At 43.8% G+C, this 26345-nt stretch carries 21 protein-coding genes and 1 other annotated feature; of the genes, 16 read left to right on the forward strand and 5 right to left on the reverse strand.

All coding sequences use genetic code 11. The features are described 5' to 3' along the window. Positions 1–32 precede the first annotated feature (32 nt). From ACFWMP_RS13325 to ACFWMP_RS13340, 4 genes are all read left to right on the forward strand, one after another. On the forward strand, positions 33–845 hold the full coding sequence (locus tag ACFWMP_RS13325; RefSeq protein WP_379423910.1) for a DNA alkylation repair protein: 813 nt from the start codon (positions 33–35) through the stop codon (positions 843–845). Between the two features lie 120 nt (positions 846–965). After that, positions 966–1196, forward strand: a binding site (T-box leader). A 139-nt stretch (positions 1197–1335) separates the two neighbouring features. Beyond that, entirely contained in the window at positions 1336–2595 is a 1260-nt protein-coding gene (tyrS, locus tag ACFWMP_RS13330) for a tyrosine--tRNA ligase (RefSeq protein ID WP_042189064.1), read from the forward strand. Positions 2596–2799: 204 nt separating this feature from the next. After that, complete coding sequence (locus tag ACFWMP_RS13335) at positions 2800–3087, forward strand: hypothetical protein (protein ID WP_339248610.1); 288 nt, start codon at positions 2800–2802, stop codon at positions 3085–3087. Positions 3088–3298: 211 nt separating this feature from the next. Further along, positions 3299–4543: an anaerobic sulfatase maturase gene (locus ACFWMP_RS13340; RefSeq protein ID WP_379423911.1), complete on the forward strand. Its 1245-nt coding sequence runs from the start codon at positions 3299–3301 to the stop codon at positions 4541–4543. Between the two features lie 65 nt (positions 4544–4608). Here ACFWMP_RS13340 and ACFWMP_RS13345 read toward each other — a convergent pair whose 3' ends face one another. Next, on the reverse strand, positions 4609–5808 hold the full coding sequence (locus ACFWMP_RS13345) for an ROK family protein (protein WP_379423912.1): 1200 nt from the start codon (positions 5806–5808) through the stop codon (positions 4609–4611). Positions 5809–5993: 185 nt separating this feature from the next. On the opposite strand from ACFWMP_RS13345, the gene ACFWMP_RS13350 reads away from it, so the two are divergent. From ACFWMP_RS13350 to ACFWMP_RS13370, 5 genes are all read left to right on the forward strand, one after another. Next, entirely contained in the window at positions 5994–6656 is a 663-nt protein-coding gene (locus ACFWMP_RS13350) for a chromate transporter (RefSeq protein ID WP_379423913.1), read from the forward strand. Between the two features lie 11 nt (positions 6657–6667). After that, the gene (locus ACFWMP_RS13355) at positions 6668–7201 is read left to right on the forward strand and encodes a chromate transporter (RefSeq protein ID WP_076283424.1); all 534 of its coding nucleotides are present in this window, start codon (positions 6668–6670) and stop codon (positions 7199–7201) included. Positions 7202–7237: 36 nt separating this feature from the next. After that, entirely contained in the window at positions 7238–8215 is a 978-nt protein-coding gene (locus tag ACFWMP_RS13360) for a formylglycine-generating enzyme family protein (RefSeq protein WP_379423914.1), read from the forward strand. 39 nt (positions 8216–8254) lie between these two features. Continuing rightward, positions 8255–9088, forward strand: a complete 834-nt coding sequence (locus tag ACFWMP_RS13365) for a helix-turn-helix domain-containing protein (protein WP_379423915.1) — start codon at positions 8255–8257, stop codon at positions 9086–9088. A gap of 106 nt (positions 9089–9194) precedes the next feature. Next, positions 9195–10592, forward strand: a complete 1398-nt coding sequence (locus ACFWMP_RS13370; RefSeq protein WP_379423916.1) for a sulfatase family protein — start codon at positions 9195–9197, stop codon at positions 10590–10592. A 71-nt stretch (positions 10593–10663) separates the two neighbouring features. On the opposite strand, the gene ACFWMP_RS13375 is transcribed toward ACFWMP_RS13370, so the two are convergent. Together ACFWMP_RS13375 and ACFWMP_RS13380 are read right to left on the reverse strand one after the other, a co-directional pair. Then, complete coding sequence (locus ACFWMP_RS13375) at positions 10664–12442, reverse strand: cache domain-containing sensor histidine kinase (protein ID WP_076298786.1); 1779 nt, start codon at positions 12440–12442, stop codon at positions 10664–10666. Further along, on the reverse strand, positions 12429–13868 hold the full coding sequence (locus ACFWMP_RS13380) for a response regulator (protein WP_379423917.1): 1440 nt from the start codon (positions 13866–13868) through the stop codon (positions 12429–12431). The genes ACFWMP_RS13375 and ACFWMP_RS13380 overlap by 14 nt, the downstream gene beginning before the upstream one ends. A gap of 250 nt (positions 13869–14118) precedes the next feature. Between ACFWMP_RS13380 and ACFWMP_RS13385 the strand changes: the two genes are divergently transcribed. The 5 genes from ACFWMP_RS13385 (at position 14119) to ACFWMP_RS13405 (ending at position 21235) form a co-directional block, all read left to right on the forward strand. After that, positions 14119–15087, forward strand: a complete 969-nt coding sequence (locus ACFWMP_RS13385) for an ABC transporter permease (protein ID WP_339241797.1) — start codon at positions 14119–14121, stop codon at positions 15085–15087. Positions 15088–15111: 24 nt separating this feature from the next. Then, positions 15112–16011: a carbohydrate ABC transporter permease gene (locus ACFWMP_RS13390; RefSeq protein ID WP_052404326.1), complete on the forward strand. Its 900-nt coding sequence runs from the start codon at positions 15112–15114 to the stop codon at positions 16009–16011. A 57-nt stretch (positions 16012–16068) separates the two neighbouring features. Then, the gene (locus ACFWMP_RS13395; RefSeq protein ID WP_339241794.1) at positions 16069–17700 is read left to right on the forward strand and encodes an extracellular solute-binding protein; all 1632 of its coding nucleotides are present in this window, start codon (positions 16069–16071) and stop codon (positions 17698–17700) included. A gap of 124 nt (positions 17701–17824) precedes the next feature. After that, the gene (locus ACFWMP_RS13400; RefSeq protein WP_042189034.1) at positions 17825–19720 is read left to right on the forward strand and encodes a family 20 glycosylhydrolase; all 1896 of its coding nucleotides are present in this window, start codon (positions 17825–17827) and stop codon (positions 19718–19720) included. A gap of 15 nt (positions 19721–19735) precedes the next feature. Beyond that, positions 19736–21235: an arylsulfatase gene (locus ACFWMP_RS13405; protein WP_379423918.1), complete on the forward strand. Its 1500-nt coding sequence runs from the start codon at positions 19736–19738 to the stop codon at positions 21233–21235. 81 nt (positions 21236–21316) lie between these two features. Here ACFWMP_RS13405 and ACFWMP_RS13410 read toward each other — a convergent pair whose 3' ends face one another. Then, on the reverse strand, positions 21317–22771 hold the full coding sequence (locus tag ACFWMP_RS13410) for a sulfatase family protein (protein ID WP_379423919.1): 1455 nt from the start codon (positions 22769–22771) through the stop codon (positions 21317–21319). Positions 22772–22924: 153 nt separating this feature from the next. On the opposite strand from ACFWMP_RS13410, the gene ACFWMP_RS13415 reads away from it, so the two are divergent. Together ACFWMP_RS13415 and ACFWMP_RS13420 are read left to right on the forward strand one after the other, a co-directional pair. After that, positions 22925–24670, forward strand: coding sequence for a glycoside hydrolase family 35 protein (locus ACFWMP_RS13415; protein ID WP_379423920.1), 1746 nt, complete (start codon positions 22925–22927; stop codon positions 24668–24670). 139 nt (positions 24671–24809) lie between these two features. After that, positions 24810–25199 carry a hypothetical protein gene (locus ACFWMP_RS13420; protein ID WP_076133856.1) on the forward strand — a complete coding sequence of 130 codons (390 nt, stop codon included), beginning with the start codon at positions 24810–24812 and terminating at the stop codon, positions 25197–25199. Positions 25200–25283: 84 nt separating this feature from the next. Here the strand turns inward: ACFWMP_RS13420 and ACFWMP_RS13425 are convergent, their stop codons facing one another. Further along, positions 25284–26312, reverse strand: a complete 1029-nt coding sequence (locus ACFWMP_RS13425; protein ID WP_379423921.1) for a serine hydrolase domain-containing protein — start codon at positions 26310–26312, stop codon at positions 25284–25286. Positions 26313–26345: the final 33 nt, after the last annotated feature.

Consider the following 26345-nt stretch of genomic DNA (forward strand, 5'->3'; position numbering starts at 1 on the left):
CCTTTAAAATCATAGGTGAAGGGAAGATTTATATGGAGCATAGGAAGGGAGCTCGAAAAGTTAGCGATATTCCTGCTGATGTTGTTGGACTATTGCATAAAGGACAATTACAGACTGTAAATCTAACGGAATGGCTTGCTGTGGACCATATGGTCATGATAGAAAATGTACTGGACGAGCTAGGTTTTGGACAGGAATCCGAACCAATTTTACAAAGGCTTCGCGATTCATCGGAAAAGAAAATCATGAAGCTCATACCGGCTATCGCGCGGGAGTGGCAACAGGTATTGGAGTGCAAATCAGAGGTGGAACAAGTCCGAGTATTCTCAGCATTAGCACAGCATCGTTCCGATAGTGTCCGCTGTTGGGCTGCCTATATGATCGGTCTAAATCAATCTTTAAGTCTATCGCAAAAGCTAATGGATATCCGTCCCTTTGCAGCGGATGATCATTTTGGGGTACGTGAGATTTCATGGATGGCTTTAAGGGAATCGGTCATTGCAGAATTGGATGAATCCATTAAGTTCTTAGAGAGCTGGGTTCATGATCAAGATACGAACATAAGGAGATATGCAATCGAATTGACGCGGCCACATGGGGTATGGGCGAAGCATATTACTGCGCTAAAAGAAAACCCAGCAATAGCACTTCCATTATTAGAACCACTTAAGTCAGATCCGGCAAAATACGTTCAGGATTCTGTAAGTAATTGGTTGAACGATGCGAGTAAAAGCAATCCAGACTGGGTGCAACAGCTTAGTGAGAAGTGGTTAATTTCTTCGGATTCCAAGGAAACGAAGCGGATTGTAACACGGGCAACAAGGAGTATTACTGATCTACGTTGAAAATGAAGTAATACCTTAGCCCTCTAGTAGTGCGTCACAGCAGGAGTGTGTCTCGGCATTCTCAGCTTAAGATGTTGACATTGAAGAATTATTTCACTATACTGGCTGTAATCTTATATACGATATACGTTGAAGAAGCCCAGTAGTAGCTTAGTCCCTGTTTCAGAAAGCCGGGGGTTGATGAAACCCGGTACACACTAAGAGTACGAATTACACTTTGGAGTATCTCGGCTAACACCGAGCGGAATGGCGAACGATATCTCGTCACGAGTGGCATCAATGCTGTGTTTTAGCATTAGCGTTTCATTGGTGCAATCTGGGTGGTAACACGGTTATTCAATCGTCCCTATGTCTACAATAGACAAGGGGACGATTTTTTTGTTTTTAAATATAAGGATTTATAAGTTTCTCTTCATCAACTATCCTTATATTCGCTTGGCGGACTGATGATTCGTTATAGGATATCTACTAATTTAAGGGGTGTTAGGCAATGAATATTATCGATGAACTAGAATGGCGCGATGCCATCAATCAACAAACCGATGCCGAAGGGCTTAGAGAATTGACCAACCAGAAATCCGTTTCGGTGTACTGCGGTGTAGACCCGACGGGTGACAGTATGCATATTGGTCACTTGATTCCGTTCATGGTACTCAAAAGATTCCAGCTTGCAGGACATCGTCCGGTTATGCTAATTGGCGGTGCTACAGGTACGATAGGTGATCCAAGTGGACGACAATCCGAGCGTTCATTGCAGACACTGGAGCAAATCCAAGCTAACGTAGATGCGCTTACCGCACAAATGAAAAAGCTGTTCGTTACTGATGGCGACAATCAAATTCGTATGGTGAACAACTACGATTGGACGCATAAAATCAATGTGATCGAATTTTTGCGTGACTATGGTAAGAACTTCAGCATCAATTCGATGCTTGCCAAAGATGTTGTAGCGAGCAGATTGGACAGCGGAATTTCCTTTACTGAATTCTCCTACCAAATCCTGCAATCCCTAGATTACCTGCATCTGTACCAGCATGAAGATGTGCAGCTCCAAATTGGTGGCTCCGATCAATGGGGCAACATTACAAGCGGTCTGGATCTGATCCGTAGAAAAGAAGGACCTGAAGCAAAAGCATTCGGTCTAACGATCCCGCTTATGTTGAAAGCTGATGGAACAAAATTCGGTAAATCAGCTGGAGGGGCAATCTGGCTCGATCCAAACAAAACGACTGCGTTTGAGTTCTACCAGTTCTGGGCGAACACTGATGACCGTGATGTTGTGAAATACTTGAAGTACTTTACATTCCTATCTAAAGAGCAAATTGATGCACTTGCGGAAAAAGTACAGACTGAACCGCATAAACGCGAAGCACAAAAAACACTTGCTGAAGAAATGACCAGATTCGTGCATGGTGAAGAATTGCTGGAGCAGGCTAAACGTATTACTGCTGCTCTGTTCAGTGGAGATATCAAATCCCTAACTGCTGATGAGATCGAGCAAGGCTTCAAGGAAATGCCGACCTACGAAACTACACTGGAATCTAAAAATATCGTAGAGTGGTTGGTTGATCTCGGTATCGAGCCGTCCAAGCGTCAAGCACGTGAGGATATCACCAAAGGAGCAATCTCCATGAATGGTGAGAAAGTTAGCGACGTAGCTCTGGATGTTACAGCTAGCGAAGCTATCGGGGGCCGGTTTATCATTATCCGTAAGGGTAAGAAAAACTACAGTTTGGTGAAATTGTCCTAATAAAAAGAGCCTTCCTTATGAATAAGGGAGGTTTTTTGTTGTATTTTAAGTATAGAGGCGGATCATTTGCATATTAAGTGAAATTTGAAAGGTGAAATAGCGAAAATTATGGTAAGCTTAGGATTCGTGTGATTTATGGATTAACATGATATTCTACAACTATAACAGAAAATTAGGAGTGGTAATTTGAGAAGACAAAAACCAATGACCATGGAAGAATTGATGAATGAGTTACAAGGACAGAAAACGTATCAAGAAGATCCCAATCACATCTCTTTCGAGAAATTGTTTAATGAAGCGTTTATGAGTAAGTATTCCAATTACAAAAGTTTCGATGAGTTTGTAACCAAAGGAAACTTTCAAGTAAAGACAGAAGAAGATGTTGCTGACATACCTGATGAACTTTTTGATCGTCATGTAGTTAGAGAGACTAAATTTACGGATTGGAAATCAATGTTGGAAACAGCGAATAAGGAATACGTCCGTAATTAAAGAAACAGTGTCTGGTAATGCTCTATTTATCTTCAAAGAAAATACACTCCCCATTGTCTCGAAAGACAATGGGGAGTGTATTTTTTTATCTCTAGATATTCGATTACCTATGATGTTTTACTCATCGTTGATGCACATACCTATGATTTAATTGAAGAAATAGGAAATAGGTTTCATAAAGGATGTATTTATATAGGAGGGGCAGAATCGTATGACAACTTGCATACAGACCTCGAGGCCTGAGACTCTTCATGTCATGTGGAAAACCGTCTCGGAGGATTGTAATTTAACCTGTGATTATTGCTATTACAGCACAGCAGGGGGACATCCTCATCATCCGATCCGAGTGATGGATGCGGATCTTCTGGAGCGGTTTATCGCTCAGTACATGAAACGATCATTTGGTATAGCGACTTTCTCTTGGCAGGGAGGGGAGCCGCTATTAGCCGGACTTCCATATTTTGAACGCGTGATTTCACTCCAAGCTAAGTACGCTCCACCTCATACGATGATCAGTAATGCGCTGCAGACCAACGGAACGTTAATTCATGAGAATTGGGCGAAATTTTTTAAACGGTACAACTTTTTGGTTGGGATTAGTGTGGACGGTCCTGAGACCATTCATGATGCACATCGTATAACGGGTTCGGGGAAAGGTAGTTATGATCTAGTTATGCGTGGGATTCGCCATCTACAGAACGAGGGTGTGGACTATAGTATTCTGACGGTGATTCATGAAGATAATGTGATGAAACCAGACGAATTGATGACATTCTACCAGGAACAACAATTTACTTATATTCAGTTTATCCCTTGCATGGATTTTGTCTCACAGAAGAGTGATATGCCTGGCCGCTTTCGAATTACACCTGAACAATACGGAGCGTTTCTATGCCGTACATTTGATCTGTGGTACAACGAGGGGTATCCGGAGCTTCCCATTCGTATTTTTGAGAATATGCTTCTAGTATTCATGCATCGTGAGGCGGAGTTATGCGTCCACAACTCATGCTGCCCGAAGATGATGGTGCTTGAAACGAACGGGGATGCCTATCCTTGCGATTTCTTTATTGATGAAGAGCACAGGTTAGGAAATATTGGCCATACCGACCTTGAAGCATTGCTTACCAGCCCCATATATGATGACTTTTTGTTAATGAAACCCAATATGAATGAATCATGCTATAAGTGTGAGTATCTTAGCTTTTGTAATGGGGGATGCCCGCGCAACCGAAATTGGCTTGATGTTCATGATCGTACTGAGGTTGATTATTTCTGCCGTAGCTATAAAATGTTCTACTCATATGCCTATGAACGGATGATACTGCTAGCAAACCGACTTAAATCGGAGCAGATGCTGGAGTTCAGGAAAAGTGCCAAACCACTTCCAGGTAGAAATGATCCATGTCTCTGCGGAAGCGGGAAAAAATTTAAGAGTTGCTGTCAACCACTATAGCTCAGATTAAAAAAAGGCTGTCCCAACAATCATGCAAATGGTTTTGGGACAACCTTTTTATTATGTTAAAGAACCATTTGATTTCTCACCATAATAGCCGCACCAGTCACCACAGCTTCTTCTTTTAAAGTACCTAGAGTGAAGTGAGGTTGGTATTCAGGATAACGGTAAGTGTTACGCTGTGCCACTTCAACCGCCGTTTGGAAGAACAACTCGTGAGAGTGGATGAGCGCACCACCTAAAATGATAGTCTCAGGATGTAACAGGTTGATAACGTTGGCGAGGCCAATCCCGAAGTGAATGGCGGCTTGAGTAAATAATTCACGCGCGTGTGGATTACCATCTCTAAAGGCTTGCACGAGTACATCATAAGTTAGCTTCTCAGGCGAGACTTTATATCTTTGGAGGATCAGGTCGTTGTCATTTTTTGCCTCTGAGCGTGCACTTTGTTCTAGCGCCTGCACAGATACGAATGCTTCCAGAGCACCGTAGTTCCCATCATTATTTAATCGGGGTCCGTCTGTATGGATGATCATTTGACCAATGGCATCTTCCATATCCATCGTCCCATGAACAATACTTCCATGCGACATCATCGCATAGCGGATCCCTGCTCCAGCATGTACATAGAGCATATGTTGAATGTTAGCGTGACGGATGGACCAGCGTTCCCCAAGCAGTGCGGAATTTGCTCCGTTGTCCAACCAAGCTTTGAAGCCTGTCCGTTCCTCCACCAGAGTGCAAATCGGGAGATTGTTCCAGCCTGAAGCAGGGAAATGTAGCGGCTTTAAGATTAAACCATTTTCCCGGTCAAGCGGTCCCACGGCTCCTATTCCTATCCCAATAATTTGACTGTCCTTCAGCTGATGGTCTCTAAGGAAGGCGCGTATTTGATTACTTATGTGATCCATAAATCTTTCAGGTGTGAATGCCTGATCCATTCGCCAGTGAACAATTGATTTTGGGTTCATTTGCATATCAAATAAACCAAGGGAAGAATACAGCCTGGAAATCTCTAAACCGATGATGTAGCCGTAGGAAGGGTTGATCTGGTATAAAATAGGTCTTCTGCCTCCGCTTGATTCCCCGAATCCGCATTCTATCAGCAAGCCTTCTTCCGTCATTTCATCTAATATTCGGGTCATTGTGCTTTTGGTAAGTGAAAATGTTTGTAGAAGATCTAACTTGGAAACTGTGCCTTGTTCGGCGATTCGGTCGTATAGGAGTTTCTTTGGGGATGGAATGTGTGTCGAGCGCTTTTCCACGATATACCTCCAAGCTATATATAGGATGAACTAGAAAGATCGTTTTTTATAAAGTTTGTATTTATTATCATTAATATAGTATAACGCATAAACCATAGATTGTATTTTACCGTTCAAAAACTTAATTCCATTTTGGGAAAAAGTGATATAATGAAATTACGACAGAAAATATAAGGGTGGAATCCATGAGAACAACTATGAAAACAAATGCGACGACGAATACAGACCTAAGGATAAGTCTATTGTTCCAGTTGTTTTGGGTATTTGTTCGAATCGGTCCCGTAACTTTCGGGGGAGGTTATGCGATGATCCCTATGATCGAACGGGAAATTTCCACTAAACGGAAATGGCTGGCTGAAGAGGAGATGGATGAAATTCTATCTTTAGCTGGCGCAGCACCAGGTGGGGTAGGTGTAAATGCGGCGGCATTCATTGGTTATCGTCTTGCTGGAGTGAAGGGTGCGATTGCTGCAATCGCTGGGATTACGATTCCAACCTTTATCATTGTTTGTTTGCTTAGCGCCGTTTACTCACAACTGGCCGACCAACCAAAAGTTATTGCCGCCATGAAGGGGATTCATGGTGCTGTTATTGCCTTGATCCTAGTAGCAGCATATCGAATGGCCAAGAACGCTATATTTGACAAGACTACGGCTGTTACGGCGTTGCTTATACCGATTGTTTTATTAGTTTCCGGAATCAATCCCATATATGTGATCGCAGTTGGATTGATTATCGGTTTTGTATATATGCCAATCAAACAGCTCTTAGGGCTCCAAGTTCGGACAGAGAAGGATTCCTTGAAAGCTTCTGATGAAGAATCGAATTATCCGGAGTATTACATCTAGGGGGAAGCGATGTGATTTGGAATTTATTTTTTATCTTTATAAAAATTGGACTGCTCTCCTTTGGAGGAGGGTACGCCATCATTCCGATGATTCAGCATGAAGCTATGGCTGGTGGCTGGTTATCTGAAAGGGAATTTCAAGAGGTAGTTTCCATCGCAGGGATGTCACCGGGCCCTGTTGCAACGAACAGTGCAACCTTGATTGGATATCGTGTAGCTGGAATTGAAGGAGCGATTGTGTCGACATTAGGTATGGTTCTGCCTTCATTAATTATCATCATTGTTATTTCCATCTTTTTTTATCGGGTGAGGGACAGTCAATGGATTAAAACGTTATTTTATGGGTTGCGACCAGTGATTACAGGCTTGATTGCCTATGCTGCGATTCGGTTTGGATTAAATAGCATGGAACACGCTTTCATTAGTTGGCAGACCATTGGCACATTGATCATTGTATTCGCTGCACTTTATGGTTTAATGAAATATAAGCTGCATCCGCTCACCATTATCGTTGCCTCTGGCATTCTTGGTGTAGCCTTTTTTTAGACAGAGCCGGGACAATCCCAGATTGGAGGTAAGTACATGTCAGAGAATATACGGGCTTGCTGTTCAGCTAGTCGAAATCAAGTCGAGAAACAAGGTTCCATCGATGTTTGTAAGGAGAACACAACTATCCAAAGATCAGAAGGGGATAAAGATTTCTCTGGCATGATCCTTATTCCTGGAGGCACTTTTCTTATGGGGACGGATGACAAAGAAGGGTTTCCCGCAGACGGAGAAGGGCCTGCTAGGAATGTTACCTTATCTCCCTTTTTGATTGATGCAACGGCAGTTACGAATAAGCAGTTTGCTGCTTTTATCAAGGAAACAAACTACGTTACAGATGCGGAGCGTTTCGGTTGGTCTTATGTGTTTCATTCTTTTGTTTCCATGGAGACAGGGAAAAAGGTGACCCAAGTAGCTACTCAAACTCCCTGGTGGTGGGTGGTAGAGGGAGCAAATTGGTGTCATCCGGAAGGTCAGGATTCTCAAATAGACGAACGCCTTGATCATCCGGTGATCCACATATCTTGGCATGATGCTGATGCATATTGCAGCTGGGCCGGCAAACGTCTGCCTACGGAAGCGGAGTGGGAGTATGCCGCACGAGGAGGTCTGGTTCAGAAACGGTATCCTTGGGGAGACGAATTAAAACCAGGCGGAGAGCATCGCTGCAATATTTGGCAGGGAAAGTTTCCCGATAAAAATCATGCCAGCGATGGTTTTGCAGGTACCGCACCTGTAAGGTCCTATCTGCCTAACGGCTATGGTCTTTATAATATGTCAGGAAACGTGTGGGAATGGTGCGAGGATTGGTTTACTAAGGACTATCATATATCTTCCGAATCCGTGAATCCGAGAGGCCCGGTTAGTGGTGTAGCAAGGTCGATGCGCGGAGGATCGTATTTGTGCCATAAATCTTATTGTAACCGTTATCGGGTGGCGGCCAGGAGCAAAAATACACCAGACAGCTCTGCAGGAAATATTGGCTTTCGATGTGCGGCTGATTATACCGGTTGAGAATACATAAAGACTACTACATTAGAAGGAGGAACTTCTTTGTCCTCTATCATTCATAGTCAGTTTGATATCACCGTGCTGGACGTCATAAAAATTCAATATCAGAAGCGGGTCTTATTCGATTACGTCCAGTCTTGTTATACCGTCTCTTATATCCAAAAAGGTGAGGTATTGACGACATCCTCCGAGGGAGAATATGTTGCTTCTGCCGGAGACGTGATGATCCACCGTCCTAACGAGCCTTTTAATGTGATCTCCAAAATGGAAGGCGTACATTATCTGTTTAATATTAACGCAAAGGTGCGAGACGGAGATGACTTCTTCAAGTTATTCCCGCTAGGCAAGGTGATTCGGATTCGGGATCAAAGCGAATATGAGCGAAGGTTTGACGAGCTGCGAAGCCTGTGGTTGCAGGAGGAGGATGATTTCAGAAATGTTCAGGTCGGTTCATTGGCATTTCTTCTCCTTTATGAAATTATGGAGAGCACCAAGCTTGGCGGGCGCCGCTCATCACGAGATCCCTATGTCACGGACCGCTTTAACGAGGCATTGAAATATATGGAGGAGAGACTTGATCAGGAGATTAGTAGAGAGGAGCTTTCCAAGCTATATCATATGAATCCTGTTTATTTTAGCCGGGCGTTTCAGAAAATATATAAATTGACACCTATGCAAATGCTACGAAAATTACGGCTGCAGCAAGCTAAACAAATGTTGGAGTATACGGATTATACCATCGAGCATATCTCCCAGAGCTGTGGTTATTATGATGCTTCGCATTTCAGTAAGGTATTTCGTGGCGAATACGGCAGGGGTCCGGCAGAGTACCGAAAAAGTATCGAATATACAAAAACAAACATCGCTACTCCATAGCGGAGCTTTCCATATTCATTTACTCTATAAGCATGAGCAGATCATTCTGAACTGCCCGAATCGATGCGTAACCATTTCGATTAAAAGGAAAGGCAGGGTATAACTCATGAGAATCTTGTATTTGGATTTGGATTCGCTTCGCCCGGACCATCTGGGATGTTATGGCTATCATCGGAATACCTCCCCGAATATCGATTCAATCGCTAAAGAAGGTGTCACCTTTACCAACTACTATTGTTCAGATGCGCCGTGTCTACCGTCCCGTTCTGCTTTAATGTCGGGACGATTTGGCATTCATAATGGGATTGTAGGACATGGCGGGACCGCTGCTGATATGCGTAGAGAAGGGGCGCAACGCGAATTTAATGACCGGCTGGGAATGGAGAGTCTTCCCGCTATATTAAGGCAAGCTGCCATGAAAACCGCGTCGATTAGCACCTTCGCCGAACGGCACTCGGCCTGGACCTTTAATGCCGGTTTTCAAGAAGTGTTCAATGTTGGTGGAAGGGGGCATGAGGCGGCAGAGCAGGTGCTTCCTGTGGCACTTAAATGGCTTGAGGATAATGGGGAGTCCGAAAATTGGTTTCTGCACCTGAATTTCTGGGATCCTCATACGCCTTATCGTACACCCGAGAGCTACGGTAATCCGTTCGAGAAGGAGCTTTTACCCGATTGGATTACGGAAGACGTGTTTGAGCTTCACCGGAGTAAAAAGGGACAGCATAGTATTGAAGATATGAATGCACTCGCGAAATCGCATTATCATCAGCATTTTAGGCATCATCTGGAGATAGAGAATCGTGATGACCTGCGAGTTATCTTTGACAACTATGATGCTGGAGTTAAGTATCTGGACGAGCATCTCGGGAAAGTATTTTCTAAGCTCAGAGAACTTGGCGTGATGGAAGATACGGCTATCTTGATCTCAGCGGATCACGGAGAGAGCCTGGGCGAGCTAGGGATTTACTCCGAGCACGGCACGGCAGACGAGGCGACTTGCCACATTCCGATGATTATTCGCTGGCCAGGCGGCAAGAAGGGAATAGTGGAGGATGGGCTACATTATCACCTTGATCTCGGACCGACATTAGCAAGCCTTCTGAATTTGAAAGGGGCTCCTTCTTGGGATGGTGAAAGTTATGCTGATACCATTCTGGAGGGACAATCAGGAGGGCGTGAGTATCTCGTAATCTCACAATGCGCACATGTGTGTCAACGCAGCATCCGATTTGAGGATTGGTTATATATACGCACCTATCATGACGGACACCATGGATTTCCGAAAGAAATGTTGTTTGATTTGAAGCATGATCCTTACGAACAACATAATCTCGCCGAAGTGCGTAAAGACATTTGTATGAAGGCTGTCTATCTGTTGAATGAATGGCATGACAACATGATGAGCTCCATGGACTGTGATATCGATCCATTATGGACGGTACTTATGGAAGGTGGACCCTATCATGCGAAAGAGTATGCGAGCTCATCCTCACAGGATGCTTAGCGTTGTCCTTTTGAATGAGGAAAGAAAGACAACTGAGAAGGAGGCTGCCCCTGAAAGGGCAACCTCCTTTTTTATTTTCTGGCTTCTTGCTGATCAATTAAAGCCCCGGGAAGCCTCAAAACGGTTTTCGTCCCGCTACCTTCCTTACTGTACAGCAGAACGCCGCAGGGATCACCGTACTTAAGATTTAGACGGTTGTTTACGTTTAGGAGCCCGATATGATCACCGGATTCTATGTTCTTACCAGCCAGCAGCTCGGTTAGCTGTTCCAGTCTCGCAGCAACGATGCCTACGCCATTATCTTCTACAGCGATTTCAAGCAGTCCCGCTTCGCTTTTCTCTACTGTGATCAGCAAGACTCCCTGACCTTGAGCCTCAAGTCCATGACCAAGCGCATTTTCGACAATAGGTTGAAGGATCATTTTAGGTACGGGAATGTGTAACCATTCCTGTGGACAAAACAGCTTGTAACTGAATTTGTCAGGGAAACGGCCTTGGTAAATCCTCACACAAGATTCTGCGATTTTCAGCTCTTCCCCAAGAGTTACCTCCTCCTTGCCTTTGATGCTGTACTTGAGCATTGTGCTTAAGGCGGTAGTCATTTCGTAGATTTCCCGATTTCCTTTTACGATCGCAACGCCTTTGATTGTATCTAAAGTATTGCTTAAGAAATGGGGATTAATTTGACTTTGCAAATACGAGTATTCGGCACGTTGCTTTTCCAGATCTGTCTGGTAAAGCTGGGTGTTTGCATCGATTAATTGGTCCGTCAAATCGTGAATCCGCGTTGTCATATCATTGAACTGTCGAGAGATGATTTCAATTTCAGCATAGCCTTTTAAATCGACCTTGTTGTTCAATATTCCTAGACTTCCGCCTTTTAATTGATTCATATAGCGCATAAGCCTAGACAACGGTCTTAAGAGATTCATCATGAGTACAGAGTAGGGAATAGAGACGACCAATAAGATTAATGCTAGAAGAGCATAGCTGACCTTCTTTAATTTCTCCAGTTCTTTCATTAAATTATGGACAGGAACAGCGGTTATAATTTTTCCAGAGATCTCCGGTAAGATAAAGGACTGAATTGCATATTTCTTTCCGTTAACTGTTTCGACGATTGACTCTCCATCCCTTCCAGTTGCCCGAGTTTGAAACTGCTGGAGCATGTCCTCCGGCTCATCACTATTTGAGTAGATCAGCCCTTTATCATCCATCATAAAAAAGCTGGTTCCGACTAATCGAGGGTACTCTGAAATTTCAGTTTGAATAGCCTTCATATCCACAATAACTGCGATGTAGCCAATTTTTTCGCCATATAGGGACGTGTCACCTGAAGCAAAGATGTTCATCCCGAACAGTAATTTTCTCTTGTCGATGACCTTGTCTGGAGGACTGTATCCGCGATAATGAACGATTCCATCATCCCCAGCCGTCTTCATAAGATCGACGGCATATTTGGTTCTTCCCGCTAAGGAAATACGTGTGTTAGAGCTGCCGATAACAATAATATCTAAAATGTCCGTATTCATATTTCGCGCGATACTCAATAGTCCCTCTACCTTTTGGGATAGGTCGTAGCCTCGAAGCTTATCATTCTCGACTAGGAACTTTTGGACAGTCGAATCGTATCCTACATTCATCATCATGGAAGAAACGTTGGCATAGTTGTTAGAAATCCGTTGCTTGAGAAGGGAGACCAGCTCCGTATTGTATTGCGTATTTTGATTAATGATGGTCTCGCTTGATAGTTGGTAGACTCGTGAAACGATGATTGGGATAATGGCAACAATAAATAAACCAAATAACAGAACCTGAGTACGGATGGATAATCTCTTAAATGTCTTCATTGCTTTGTTCCCTATATTGCGTAGGTGTCATTTTGAGATGCCGTTTAAAAATTCGTGTGAAGTAGAAATAATCCTGAAAACCGCATTTCTCACCGATTTGGTAAATGGAAAGGTCGGTCTCGACCAGCATTTTACAAGCGTATTCAATTCTTAATCGACTGATATGTTCGATGATGGTCTCGCCGACTTCTTTCTTGAATAATTGGCATAAGTAATTTGGACTTAAGAAAAACTGATTGGCTAAATGTTGAATCGAGATTTCTTGATTGAAGTGGTTGCGGATGTACAACATGATTTCTTTGACTTTGTGGTTTGAAATTCGTGAAATATCAGTTTCGTTTCTGTTCATAAAAATATCAAGCGTCATAAGAATCAAATCATCGATCATAGCTTCAGCCGTACCGTATCGATAATAGAGCTGTTCATATCCTTCAAAAAAACGGCTGTTAACCCGAGTCCCTTCCCGAGGAAATAAGTAGAGGATCGATGTGTAGAGCAAATAGGCTTCTTTAATGGTGAACGTTCCCTCTTTGAATAATTTCTTTATCGATTCCATGGCTGCTATAAAACCGAGCCGGTCTTTATTATGAAGAATCCGGGAGATCTCTTTGAGCTTCTCGTCGATCGGTATTTCCTGTTGTGGATTCACCGGATAACATCCAGGCATCCCCGTTGCGAACATACTGAAAGCAGCATGAGAAGCGGATTCTAAAGCCGCATCCAGTTGATGTATATCCGAAATAGGAGGACCGATCCCGACCCCGCATTCTTGTACAACCTCTGTATGTTCAAGACCCCGAAGGAAGACTTCGTATTGGCACTCTTCCAATAAGTAACCATAACGTCGGCGGCTCATCGGGAAGACCAAGGAAGAGAATTGCCCGACATCTGCGGGCGAACTTAACCCTTGGATAACAATGGGGATATGAGGGCGATCTTCCGACAAGGGGATTCGCTTCTCGTCCAACCATAAGCTAATTCGTTCAAGATCTCCGGAACAAACCGCTTCATATAGTTCGAAGTCATGGACAGGGATTTCTTTAACCACCTTCGATTCGTGTTGCTGGGCTATTCGGTTAAGCATTCCTTCGATTTCTTCGATTTCAAATGGTTTCAGGCAGTATCCGAACGTACCATAATTCATCGCTTTTTGTGCATAAGCGAACTCTGCATGTCCGCTGAGTACGATGAAAATTGTATCAGGTGCGATGGCTTTACCACGTTGAATGAGCTCTAGCCCATTCATTACAGGCATTTTAATATCTGTTAGAACAAGGGTGGGGCGAAGCGATTGAATTAATTGCAGGGCTTCTTGCCCGTTTTCGGCATCGTCGATCACTTCAAAGCCGTATTTCTTCCAATTTACTCCTGCTTTAATTCCCTCTACAATCCACTTCTCATCATCTGCAATAATCACTGAACGCATAAGTGAATCCCCCTTTCTATATGGAGCTCTTAGATTTATCCTAGCGATTGTGGATCAAGGGGGGTATGGACTATCTTACGCTCACTATGTCCGATATTACGTGTCACAGGAAGGTCACCCACAAAGGTGTGAAAAATCCACATGACCGGAGTTGTATCCTCTATACAAGATAATTTACACTCCCGATATAATTTACCATATAAATCGCTTACAAGCATAAACAATCTCATACAGAAAGGTGGGGAGAAGATTGGCTGATTCTGTAACCGCTCGTACGCCTAAGCGAAGCTTAAAGACTCGTGCTCCTAAGCAAAGCTTAGGGAAAACGATTTTACAGTACAAGTATTTTTACCTCATGGTTCTACCGGTGTTAATCTGGTACGCCCTCTTCAGCTATGCTCCCATGTACGGTGTAACGTTAGCATTCAAATCATTTGATTACAGTAAGGGGATCCTGGGAAGTCCCTGGATTGGCTTAGAGAATTTTCAAACGCTGTTGACCGACCCCGATTTTCGTAGGGCATTTTGGAATACGGTCATTATCAGCTTGATGAAGCTGATCACTCATTTTCCGATGCCCATTATCCTGGCGATTGTTTTATATGAGTTTTCCAGGACAAAAATGAAGCGGTTTTTTCAGACGATCCTGACGTTTCCACATTTTATTTCGTGGGTTGTGCTGTCAGGGATTATCATCAATATTTTAAGCAAGGACGGGATTTATAACCAGATCATCATGTTGTTTGGCGGGGATCCAAATTCTCCGCTTGTAGATGAAAGTGCATTCAGACCTGTTCTATATATCACTCATGTGTGGCGAGAGATCGGTTGGGATTCAATCATTTACTTAGCGGCGCTTGCAGGGATCAATCCTGAGCTGTTTGAAGCGGCGGAAGTGGACGGAGCGAACCGGTTTCGCCGTCTGTTAAACATCGCATGGCCGGGCTTGAAGAGTACCGTCGCAGTTTTGTTAATTCTTCAAGTTGGACAATTATTGACGCAAGGTTCGAGCTTCGAGCAAATATTCAATCTGTATAGTTCACCGGTATATTCGGTTGCCGACACGATCGATACATACATTTATCGGACTTCATTCACGATTGGGGGCGACTTTGGATATATGACCGCCGTGGGTGTCGTCAAGTCCATTATCAGCCTAATCCTTTTATGGGCGGCCAATTCGTTCGCTAAGAAAATGGGTGAGGAAGGACTGTATTAATTTGCAGGAAAAGGGGTGAAGCAAGTGACCGACACAACGGTTAAAAAGAGAAAAAAATGGAGTGTCTTCGATATCGTCGCATTCGTGGTTCTGGGGCTTCTAGCACTAGTAACATTTTTTCCCTTCTATAATGTTCTTATTATCTCAGTTGCAAAGTTCGAAGCGATTAGTAAAAGTGACTTTTATATTTTTCCGCTTTCGTTTGACCTGTCGGCATACAAGCTGTTGCTTCAGGATATGAAGTTTTGGACTTCGATTTTAAATTCTGTCATCGTAACGGCGGTTGGCGTGTTGTTCAGCATGACAATCTCTGTAGCGGGAGCATACGCATTATCCAAGCGGGGCATGCCGGGAAGAAACATAATGCTTAGTTTGATCTTGTTCACTATGTTTTTCAATGGCGGTTTAATTCCCTTTTATCTAGTCGTTAAAGATCTAGGATTCGTAAACAATATACTCGTCATGATCATACCCGCGGGTCTCAATACGTTTTACCTGATCATTATGAAAAACTATTTCAACACGATCCCAGAAAGTCTGGAAGAGTCAGCTAAGCTGGATGGGGCAAATGATCTGTACATCCTTTACAAAATCATTATTCCGATCTCTGCCCCATTCATGGCGACCTTTGCTTTGTTCTATGCCGTGGAAAGATGGAATGAATGGTGGTACGCGTTGATCTTTATCAGTGACGCTTCAAAGGCCCCGCTTCAGATTTATTTACGTGAGACACTCATTACTTCGAATTCCTTGCTAAGTCAAATGGCACAGACGATGGCCGAGCAGGAGCAGACGGGGAAGGTCTACACACCTGCACTTCAAATGGCAGCAATTGTAGTTTCGAGCATTCCGATTATTGTTGTTTATCCGTTCCTGCAGAAGCATTTTAATAAAGGCATTATGGTTGGTTCGATAAAAGGATAAGAAAGATTTTAAATAGATTGATTCTATCCTAAAATAGTATAAAGGGAGGTTTCAAGCATGCTTAGAAAGAAAATGATGACACTGGCATTATGCATAACTTTATTGGCTTCGGTGCTCACGGCTTGCGGTGGAGGCAATAACGACAAAGGGCAGACGGCATCAAACGGTGAAGTATCTCCGGATTCTTCTAATTCCACGGACAACCCTTACAAGGATCCAATGACCATTTCTCTTGGTTTCTGGGACGCGGATGCTGAAATTGCTAACATCGAAAAAGACCCGATCGCCAAACAAGTATTAGAAAAATTCAACATTACATTAAAACCTGTCAATATGACCTGGGATGACTATACCCAGAAGATTCAAATGTGGGCTGCTTCCGGTCAATTGCCTGATATTTTTGCGATCGACGCTGTCGGTACGCAATATCAGCGTAAATGGGTTGAACAAGGTGTTGTCAAAGCACTTCCGGATCTTTCTAAGTATCCTAACCTTGCAAAATACTTCGAATCGCCGGACATTAAAGGTTTAGGTGTAGACGGAAAGTATTATACCGTTCCTCGCCGGATGTTCCCGAGTGTCGATTGGAGCGCACTGGATCGTATGGTGTTCTATCGATGGGATCTTGCTCAAAAAGCTGGAATCACAAAAGAACCCGAGACCTGGGAAGAGTTTGAAGCTATGCTTGATGCAATCGTGAAGTCGGATCCGGAAGGGAAGCATATTACCGGTCTTACGACGACAACTACCAAGATGCTGGGCGGATTCTTCTGGTTGTACGGTAACCCGGTCGCCACGAGTGATGGAAGCGGCAGTGACTTTAAATGGATCAAAGAGGACGGTAAGTTTATACCTGCTGTATTTTCGAAAAATGCGCTTCCGGCGTTACAAAACATGAAGAATATGTACGAAAAAGGTTTGATCGATCCAGACATCGCGCTTGTAAAGCCTGCAGAGTCTTATGATAATTTCGTAGCAGGTAAAGCAGCTGCTCTTCTAAGCGGTGGCGGTTTTATAAATTTAAATAGCGATATGTATGAAAAACGCTGGAAAACAGCTTATCCGGATAAGGATATCATGGAGAGCGTAAAGGCACTCAAGCCACTTATTGGACCTGATGGTGAACGCTCACATGCTATTTTTAAAACGTACTGGTCGGAAAGTTATTTCAGCAATAAGGTTGACGATAAAAAGATGGATCGCATCATGGCACTCTATGATTATGTGTTGTCTCCTGAAGGCAAGGACCTGTTGACTTATGGCATTGAAGGTGTCGATTACAAGATCGAAAATGGGCAGAAGGTTGTCATTGAAAAGGGTTCATTAAATGAGAAGTATCCAGCTAGTAGATTTCTAAAAAATTTGGTGGCTTATGAAACTTCCGATAGCTATAACATGGATAACCCGACGATCGCTAACGAAGGGATCCGCAAAGAAGCTGTCGATTATATCGATTGGATTCAGAACAATACGAAGGTTCCAGAATATGACATTCGGTTAACGTATTTGTCCACCCCAACAAAGGATAAATTTACTGTGCTGGACCATGATGATCTGCTTAAGATCATGCTTTCCAAAGAACCCGTTGAGAGTTACTGGAATAACATTGTGAACGATTATAAAGCTAAAGGTCTTGATAAAATGATAGAAGAAGTAAATGCGAAGGCCAAAGAACAAGGTATTGAATAATTGATGGATAGAGAAGATCCGGGCTGAAGCAGCCCGGATCTTCCGTTTAATGATTTGAAGAAGAACCAAGAATGTGCGGCGCTACTGATCGCATACTTATAATAAGATTAGGAGGGGAAAGTCTATGATACATAGCATTCACTTGACAGGGTTAACCGAGAAACAGTTAGCAGCTGTTTCAGAAGTAGCGGGAATATTGAGTATTCGAATAGAACGGTCAGGGATTCCAGTAAATTGTAAGAAACAAGGGAAGGGCATTCGAATATCTTACGATGAGATTCAGGCCACTATTGAGTATGAACAGGAACATCAGTTGATCCGGGCACTCAGCCGATTGCTAGAGAATTTACGTCGTGGTGAGAGAGTTGAAATTAATGAAATGCCGGTTTATGAACAGCTAGGTTTCATGGTAGACTGCTCAAGAAATGCTGTTCTTAACCATGAAGGATATAAGGAATTGATTCGGCGCTTAGCGCTTATGGGATATTCAACGGTTCAACTGTATACGGAAGACACCTACGAACTTGAGGGGTATCCTTATTTCGGTTATTTAAGAGGTCGATATACAGGGGAGCAAATTCGGGAGATGGACCAGTATGCAGCGTTATTTGGTATAGAATTAGTTCCTTGTATCCAGACGCTGGCTCATCTGGGCCAAGCATTGAAATGGCAAGCACATGCACCGCTAGTGGATTTCCAAGACATTCTCCTCATTGATGATCCGAGAACTTACGAGTTAATTGATCGAATGTTCGCTTTCATGGCGACCCATGTAAGCAGTCGCCGTATAAATATTGGGATGGACGAAGCGCATATGATGGGACTTGGTAAATATCTAGACAAGCATGGGTATCAAGATCGATCCTCCTTGATGTTAAAACACTTTAGTACTGTTATGGAAATCGCCAGGAAATATGGTTTCCGTACGATGATGTGGAGTGACATGTTTTTCCGTCTGGCCAGTTCCGGAGAATATTACGATGCTGAAAGTCCAATCAGCCCCGATATTGTTAAGCTGATTCCTGAAGATGTTACCTTGATCTATTGGGATTACTATTCGGAAACGCAGGAGAAATACGACGGAATGTTACGCAAACATAAGCAGCTGAATGATCATATTGGATTTGCAGGTGGTGCTTGGAAATGGATGGGCTTCGCTCCAAACAATGAATTCAGCCGCAAAGTCAGTCTGCTGGCTCATGATAGCTGTGTTAAGCATGGAATTCAAGAAGTGCTGATTACCGCATGGGGAGATAATGGTGCTGAAGCTTCCGTCTTCTCGGTTCTTCCTACCCTTCAACTTTGGGCGGAGCTGTGCTACACGGGATGTTTCGTGGAGAGTCATGTCAAAGAAAGATTCAGTAGCTGCGTGAAAGGCCATTATGATGACTTTATGGCACTCGATGCGGCTAACCTGGTTCCAGGTAATTCGGCACCGGGGGGATGTTCCATCAATCCGGCTAAATACTTGCTTTATCAAGATATTTTGTGTGGTTTGTTCGATCGACATGTTATTCCTAGCGTGTATTCGAAGCATTATCAGCAAAGTGCGAAAATGCTTGAACAGGCGATTACTCGGAATTCGCCTTGGCAATCCTTATTCTCTGTACAAGCCAGCTTGTGTCGCTTGCTTGCGATAAAGAGCGAAATCGGGATTTCCATACGTGATGCTTATCATCGAGGGAATGTTGAGGAATTGGCTCATTTTGCCAAGGTGACTTTGCCAGAACTATCAGATTTAGCCGTTCGATTTATGGATGACTATCGGGTGCAATGGGAGCTGGAAAATAAGGTGTTTGGTCTTGATGTTTTTGATCTTCGTATGGGAGGTATGCTTCAGAGGATTAGGACGGCTATTCATCGAATCAATAGTTATGTCGAAGGGAAAGTGGAACAGATAGCTGAATTAGAAGAGGAGCTACTTACGTTCGACGGTCTCGTTGACGATGACGGTCCAAGGGCGATAAGTGCGAATTTGTGGCACACGATCGCAACACCGTCCGTCATCGCAGGAGTATAAGAAGGGAGTGAGGTTATGATTGACACTAATCTGGACCATCAAAATGGCTCAAAGCGGCCCAACCTTATGCTTATCACAGTGGATCAGATGCGTTTTGATTGCCTGAGCATCATGGGACATCCCGTCGTTGAGACACCCAACCTGGATTCTCTTGCATCAAGAGGGATATTATTTGAACATGCTTACTCAGCTACCCCGAGTTGTATTCCCGCGAGGGCTGCTATCATGACAGGAATGGGCCAACGATCACATGGGCGGGTGGGGTATCAGGATAAGGTTGAATGGAATTACGCCCATACGATTGCCGGAGAGCTTGCTCAAGCTGGTTATCATACGCAGTGTGTTGGCAAGATGCATGTGTATCCTGCACGTAATCTATGTGGATTTCATAATGTAGTGCTTCATGATGGATATCTTCACTACAATCGGGACAAGAGCGAAGCCATATATGATGAACACTATGATCAAGTAGATGATTATTTACAGTGGCTGCGAAGACAAACCAATGCCAATTCGGATATCACTGACTTAGGACTTGATTGCAATGCCTCAACGGTTGCCCGCCCCTGGCATTTGCCGGAATCGATGCATCCAACGAATTGGTGCGTAACCGAATCGCTAGACTTCTTACGAAGAAGAGACCCTGGAAAACCATTTTTCCTATGGTCCTCCTTCGTTCGCCCACATTCCCCCTTGGATCCGCCGCAATGTTATCTAGATATGTACATGGATTGGGAAATTCCTGATCCTCCAGTCGGAGATTGGGTGGACGAGAATGCAGCTTTAAACAGTGCTAAGGATCCAACATCTTCGTTCACTCATTTGCCAAAGCGCAGATTGGATCGTGCCCGTGCCGCATATTATGCACTAATAACGCATCTTGACGACCAAATTGGGAGGTTGATCAATGGGCTGCAGGAATATGGAGTTTTAAATGAAACTTTGATTCTATTTACTTCTGATCATGGTGAAATGATGGGGGATCATCATTACTTCCGCAAATCTCTTCCTTATGAAGGAAGTGCTAAGATTCCTTTCATAGTGTTTGATCCGGGAGAAACGCTTGGACTTCTTGCAGGCTCCCGGCTTGATTCCATTGTAGAGCTTCGCGATATTATGCCGACGTTTCTTGAAGCTGCTGGCGTCCAAATACCAGTTACAGTAGAAGGGCAAAGTGTGTTGCCGCTGTGTAAGGGAGATCAGATAGTGTGGCGGTCTTATATTCATGGGGAGCAAGCCTATGGAGAAAAGTCTCACCACTTTTTAACGGATGGAAGAGAGAAATTCATATGGTATTCTCAGACAGGCGAAGAGCAGTACTTTAACCTAGTGACCGATCCCTTAGAGAAGGTTAATGCAATCGGATATACCGATAATTTAGAGCGTATACGTGAATGGAGAGAGCGTCTTATTCACGAGCTGGAGGGACGAGAGGAAGGGTTTGTAAACAACGGCGAATTGATTGCCGGACGTCCAATTTCTAATATTCTAAAGGCATCCGAATTGGGGAAATGATCTTAACGAAGGACAACCTGAACATTCAGGTTGTCCTTCGTCTGTTACGGAAAGATTAAGGAGTTTAGCATGTGTTTTGATTTACCAGCTACTCCGGCGCTGAGGCAATGGGTCCTGATCTTGAATCATTCGATGGACGAGCAATTCTACCATCGAACTGCGAATTTCACTATAATCGGGATCTTCAAAACGATTGTAGTTTTCATGAGGATCCTCTTTCAGATCATATAATTCACCGTAGGTCTCTCCTGCAAAGATAACTAGCTTATAACGTGTAGTTCGCAAACACTTAGCGTTTATGCCTCGATCATGAGCAATATAAGCGGTTAGGGCAGAATTACGTACATGGGACTCCCTGCCAGCTAGCACTTCCATCTGTGACACGCCTTGAATTCCGTAGGGGAATTTGAGACCTGCGGCTTCAAGCAGTGTGGGGACAATATCAACATGTTCCATCAAAGCAGAGACCCGTTGCCCGGAAGCAATCCCAGGACCACGTACGATCATCGGGATCCGTGTTAACCCTTCATAAAACCACGGTCCCTTGTAAATTAGTCCATGGTCACCGAGCAGTTCTCCATGATCGCTGGTAAAGAGGATGACAACATCATCGTACATTTCTTTTTGACGCCAAGCTTTTATAATACGTCCGATCTGCTCATCAATGAAGGTAATCATCGCATAATAATTTCGAGTGAGCCGTTTCATATGCGCTTCATCAAGAGAATGCTCCTCACCGCCACCAGGCCAATATCCTCCCTGACTCTGACGCAGCAAATGTGGAGGACGAAGATGAACGTCGTCAGCTTCTCTGGTTGGAGACGGAATGTCAATGTCCGCGTACATATCCGTATAAACTTCTGGAGGGTCAAAGGGATGATGCGGATCAACGAAACTGGACCATAAGAATAACGGTTGCTCGGTTTTGTGGGCGAGGATAGCATCGATACTCCGTTCAGCAATCCAGTAAGTCTGATGCAGCTCCGGAGGAATTTCGCTCTCCCACACATCGTGTTGAGCATCGGAGGCTCTGAAACGGTCTTTACTGAATCGTTCTGCTACTTCCGGGTTGCGTTCCTTAAGCCACTCCATATATTCTCCGATACAATTGTCTTCAGTAATATGATGCTCATCAAATCCGTAGTACGTTCCATCGGAAGCTCTTCCGCGATCTCGATAAGCAGGATCTTCATATTCTTGTGAAAAGTCCCCCTTCATTTGTGGACGGAAGTGCATCTTTCCTATACCGATGGTTTTATAATCCGCTGTCTTTAAATGATCGCATAAGGTAAGTTCGTCTTCTCTAAGCGCAGTACCGATGTTCCAAGCACCATGAACAGGCGGGTACCTTCCAGTAAAGATGGAGGAGCGTGAGGGCGTGCAAACGGGACTAGCGCAGTAAGCTCCAGTGAAGAGCGTGCCTTCCGAAGCAAGCTTGTCAAGCTCAGGTGTTAGTACGGAAGCGTTCTCGATACCTAGTGCATCCGCACGCATTTGATCTGTGGTTATTAACCAAATATGAGTTCTTTTTGACATCCGTAAAACCTCCTATGAATATAGTGTATAGCATCACAAAAGCCTCTAGCAACCAATGAATTCTCCATATATTTCATTAGAATTGTCCATATGGGTTGATATTTTTATTACCTATAATTGAATAGTCTATCTCAATGTTGGAGGAGAAATTATATGCGGAAGTTATCCATTTCAGGGGATCATTTTATATTAGACGAACAACCCATCCGGTTACTTTCTGGTGCGCTTCATTATTTCCGGATCGTTCCGGAATATTGGCAGGATCGTTTGCTGAAGCTGAAGGCTTGCGGATTAAATACTGTTGAAACCTATATTCCTTGGAACTTACATGAACCTGAGGAGGGTAGCTTCAATTTTGCCGGCTTTGCTGATATCGAGGCTTTCGTTAGACTTGCCGGAGCGCTTGGTTTGCACGTGATTTTGCGGCCAAGTCCTTATATTTGTGCGGAATGGGAATTCGGTGGATTGCCAGCTTGGTTACTTGCGGACGATAACATCCAGCTGCGTTGTAATGATAACGTTTATTTATCTAAGTTGGATGCCTATTTCGATGAGTTGCTTCCACGTCTGCGGCCTTTGTTAAGCACTAACGGTGGGCCTGTGCTTGCCCTTCAGGTAGAGAACGAATATGGAAGCTTTGGGAGTGATAAGACTTACCTGCATGATCTAAAAGCAGGAATGATCGCCCGCGGCATGGACGTTCTGCTGTTTACTTCAGATGGAGCTGAAGATCATATGCTTCAAGGCGGTATGATCGACGGAGTGTTCGCCACCGTAAATTTCGGTTCACGGGCAAAGGAAGCCTTTGCTAAATTACGTGAATATCAGCCTACGGGACCGTTGATGTGCATGGAATTCTGGAATGGATGGTTTGACCACTGGATGAAACCGCATAATACCCGCCCCGAATCCGAAGTAGCGGAGACTTTGGATGAAATGCTGGCTCTAGGAGCCTCTGTTAACTTCTACATGTTTCATGGGGGGACGAATTTTGGATTTATGAATGGGGCAAATCTTTTTGACAAATATGAGCCCATCGTAACCAGCTACGATTATGATACACTGCTGGACGAATCGGGTAAGCCAACTGCAAAATTTTATGAAGCTCGAAAAATTATTGAGAAATACGTAACGTTGCCGCCACTGGAATTACCGCCGTTAATAAAGTCACAAGCTTATGGTAAAGTGTTGATGACAGAAGCAGCACCACTGTTCACTCAGTTAGACGTTTTGTCTCGTCCAGAACGTAGAGCATGTCCCGAGCCAATGGAGAAACTGGGTCAAGATTATGGATTTATCTTGTATTCAACGAAGATCAGTGGACCCCGCAGCAGTACGGAGCTCGTTCTTCAAGAAGTTCGCGATCGTGCGCTTGTATTCGCGAATGGGGCCTTTGTCGGTACAGTTGAACGCTGGGATCCGCGAGGAATTTCATTAGAGATCCCGATTGAGGGACTGCAAATCGACATTCTTGTGGAGAACATGGGACGCGTAAATTATGGCCCTCTGCTTCGTGATCCGAAGGGCATAACCTGTGGCGTTAGACTCGGCTATCAATTTTTGCATGATTGGACCATTCGTTCTTTGCCATTAACAGATCTTAAAGGATTATCATTCACATCGATAGATTGCGAAGAACGTCAGCGGCCCACTTTCTACCGGGGGAGCTTTCAAGTCAGTAAGCCTGAGGATACTTTTTTGCGGCTGGACGGATGGAGTAAAGGTCAAGTTTTTATAAACGGCTTTAATCTAGGTCGTTACTGGGAGGAGGGTCCGACAAAAACGCTTTACATACCGGCACCGCTTTTGCGTCAAGGCGGGAACGAACTAATCTTGTTTGAATTACATGGCGTAATGGAGCCAGTGGTTACTTTTGTAGATACACCTGAGCTCACATGATATTTAAATATTTAATGGGTGAGTAAGTATCATGATTCTATAATATGGGTCTGATGATTTTTAATATATAATCAAAACAGCCCAACAATTTATAGGAACTGAAAATGCACGATTAGGGTGGTTTAGAGGAGGATTTTAAATGAGTTATGATTTGATGGCGTTCGAGACGTCTAAAGCACCGCAAGAGAGAGCAGCGTTTATGGAGTGGTATGAACAGCAAGTGCAGTGGTCGGAAGACCATGCCTATAATGATCCATCAGTTTTATCGGAGGCGCTGCAACGCTTTTATAGTGAGTTGTCCGAGCAATTTCCTAATATGAATGTAGAGGATGAGATTTTTGAGGCGATGGAGGAAGCAGGAACGGATAACCGGTTGACTGACTACTCGCTTGGCTCATCCGTCATCTATGCAGCTTTCGCTTATTCTGTAGCTGAGGAAGCTTATACGGCGATGCGGGAGTTGGCTATAAAACACAAAGTAGGATTTTTTGATGTAAGCAGCAACGAAGGCGATATTATTTTTCCTTGAAGCAAAATGATTTAGATTGTAGACAGCTGGTTGCTCTCCTAGTTGTTAATGAAGTAGTGGCAACCAGCATGTTTTCTATCTTCTTTACTCTACTACAGACGGAATAATACAATCCTTAATCAGAGGCCACCGGTCACGAGGCTGAAGTGTGAATTCTGAGGCGATAGCTACGACAAGTTTTTTTTCTGGAATGCAGCAAATGACATTACCACCATCCCCTAACGCTGAATAGGTGTAAACCCCGTCTTCTTCGCGTAACCACCACATATAACTGTAATGATTAGGGTTCATCGCTGTTGATTCCTCAATCCATGTCTCCGAAATGATCTGATTATTCTCCCATTTTCCACGGTTCAAATATAATAAACCAAAACGCGCCATATCACGTGGAGACAACGTAAGTCCCCATCCTCCTGTGGTGATACGATTGGGGTCTTCCACCCACCCCTTCACATTTACCCCAAATAAATCATCAAATCCAAATGATTTCATCATATAATCCGGGATTTCCTTCATGCCGATAGGTTTGAATAATCTATCGTTAGCAAACTCACGGGCACTTTGTCCAGTGCTGCGCGTGATGATGGCAGAAAGCAGATGTGCTCCAGCGGTAGAATATTTAAAATTCCCAATTGTTCCTTGTTGGCCTAGCATATCCAGTGTATATTTTACCCAGTCAGGCTGCATACACATTTGCTCCAGTGGCTCGTGCCAGTCTTCAAAAGCATAGGGAGCTGTCATGGTGAGCAAATGGCGTATTGTGATTTCTCGTTTTTGTAGATTGGCAGCAGCATCGTCGGGAACATAGTCGGGGAAAAAATCCAGCACCTCCTGATCAACATGCTTGATAAATCCGGCATCAATGGCAATACCAATGAGGGCGGATAAGATGCTTTTCGTTACAGAAGCAACATGATGCAGATCATCCGGACCATAGCCATTGAAGTATTGTTCATAGGCAATATATCCATTTCTCACTACTACAATTCCGTTTACATTGCTATAGTCGGATTTAATCTTAGCTTCTAGTTCTGAAAGTTGTCCAGCATCCATTCCTAAGGTAGCCGGATCTGTAGTTTGCCAGTCTTTTGTAGGCCAGTAGTTTCTGTGCATATCGATAACTCCTTTAATCAAATTTTGGTGTGA

This window comes from Paenibacillus sp. NPDC058367, from assembly GCF_042723305.1.
Classification (GTDB): domain Bacteria; phylum Bacillota; class Bacilli; order Paenibacillales; family Paenibacillaceae; genus Paenibacillus_AQ.

What these genes read in the sequence shown, in the direction of transcription:
- ACFWMP_RS13420 (WP_076133856.1), top strand. Translation starts at nt 24,810, where the DNA reads ATGAGTTATGATTTGATGGCGTTCGAGACGTCTAAAGCACCGCAAGAG.
- ACFWMP_RS13325 (WP_379423910.1), top strand. Translation starts at nt 33, where the DNA reads ATGGAGCATAGGAAGGGAGCTCGAAAAGTTAGCGATATTCCTGCTGAT.
- ACFWMP_RS13415 (WP_379423920.1), top strand. Translation starts at nt 22,925, where the DNA reads ATGCGGAAGTTATCCATTTCAGGGGATCATTTTATATTAGACGAACAA.
- tyrS (WP_042189064.1), top strand. Translation starts at nt 1,336, where the DNA reads ATGAATATTATCGATGAACTAGAATGGCGCGATGCCATCAATCAACAA.
- ACFWMP_RS13400 (WP_042189034.1), top strand. Translation starts at nt 17,825, where the DNA reads ATGATACATAGCATTCACTTGACAGGGTTAACCGAGAAACAGTTAGCA.
- ACFWMP_RS13350 (WP_379423913.1), top strand. Translation starts at nt 5,994, where the DNA reads ATGAGAACAACTATGAAAACAAATGCGACGACGAATACAGACCTAAGG.
- ACFWMP_RS13380 (WP_379423917.1), bottom strand. Translation starts at nt 13,868, where the DNA reads ATGCGTTCAGTGATTATTGCAGATGATGAGAAGTGGATTGTAGAGGGA.
- ACFWMP_RS13405 (WP_379423918.1), top strand. Translation starts at nt 19,736, where the DNA reads ATGATTGACACTAATCTGGACCATCAAAATGGCTCAAAGCGGCCCAAC.
- ACFWMP_RS13370 (WP_379423916.1), top strand. Translation starts at nt 9,195, where the DNA reads ATGAGAATCTTGTATTTGGATTTGGATTCGCTTCGCCCGGACCATCTG.
- ACFWMP_RS13410 (WP_379423919.1), bottom strand. Translation starts at nt 22,771, where the DNA reads ATGTCAAAAAGAACTCATATTTGGTTAATAACCACAGATCAAATGCGT.
- ACFWMP_RS13375 (WP_076298786.1), bottom strand. Translation starts at nt 12,442, where the DNA reads ATGAAGACATTTAAGAGATTATCCATCCGTACTCAGGTTCTGTTATTT.
- ACFWMP_RS13340 (WP_379423911.1), top strand. Translation starts at nt 3,299, where the DNA reads ATGACAACTTGCATACAGACCTCGAGGCCTGAGACTCTTCATGTCATG.
- ACFWMP_RS13395 (WP_339241794.1), top strand. Translation starts at nt 16,069, where the DNA reads ATGCTTAGAAAGAAAATGATGACACTGGCATTATGCATAACTTTATTG.
- ACFWMP_RS13335 (WP_339248610.1), top strand. Translation starts at nt 2,800, where the DNA reads ATGACCATGGAAGAATTGATGAATGAGTTACAAGGACAGAAAACGTAT.
- ACFWMP_RS13425 (WP_379423921.1), bottom strand. Translation starts at nt 26,312, where the DNA reads ATGCACAGAAACTACTGGCCTACAAAAGACTGGCAAACTACAGATCCG.
- ACFWMP_RS13360 (WP_379423914.1), top strand. Translation starts at nt 7,238, where the DNA reads ATGTCAGAGAATATACGGGCTTGCTGTTCAGCTAGTCGAAATCAAGTC.